Annotated in this window: 1 pseudogene; it reads right to left on the bottom strand. The window is 45.6% G+C overall.

What is annotated here, in order from left to right:
• Window positions 1–731, bottom strand: a pseudogene (locus tag AC805_RS26480) (hypothetical protein); the annotation flags it as partial.

Genomic DNA, 731 nt, shown 5'->3' with positions numbered 1-731 from the left:
CTCTCCGACACCTCCTCCCATACCAGCAAAGTTTTCGAGTAATCAAACTCATTAGGACTAGGCAAACTAGCAGGATGAGAACGCAGGATTTTAGAATTAAAAGCGATCGCTCGTTTATGCTTAAAGCCAAACCCATCACCCGAACTACCACGGCAAGCATTGAGCAAAGGGCAAGTCTCACAAATAATTTTCGTGTCAGCGATCGCCTTATCGCGCAGAGCAGCGATTGCCCCCGTCCGCGAGCAATTTGCCTGAGTATCTAAAGACTCGCCCGACTTAGCACGGCGCAATTTACCAGATTTATGAGTCAAGCCATTGTGACGAGCAGGCAGAATTTCCCAATCCTGCAAAGTGGAAGTCGTGACATTGCGCGAATCATTAGATATATAGACGATCCTTTCAACACCATCAAACATTTCAGGACGCAAGCGCCCCGCATCATAGCTTTTGCCCGTACCTGTTGCTGAAGCATCGAGGACATGTTTGTGAGTTAATAATGAATCCCGCCAAGTTTCCAGCCTTGTTTCTGACTCATATTCAAATTGGGGTAGGGCTGGTTGAGGCGATCGCCTAACTTGAGATTTATTAGTAAACCCCTTGGCAGTCTTCTTCGGCAAAAGCTTGTCTTTCAACCACTGGAACGGTGAAAATTTGGGTTTTGTTTGATAATTAGCAATTTGGAAAAACTGCTCGACCGTCAAAAGCTGAATAACTGCATCATTAGATAACTC

The organism is Pseudanabaena sp. 'Roaring Creek' (assembly GCF_001402795.1).
In the GTDB taxonomy this organism is placed as follows: Bacteria; Cyanobacteriota; Cyanobacteriia; order Pseudanabaenales; family Pseudanabaenaceae; genus Pseudanabaena.
The sequence above is the reverse complement of the archived record's forward strand: the minus strand, read 5'-3'. Positions and strand labels throughout refer to the sequence as shown.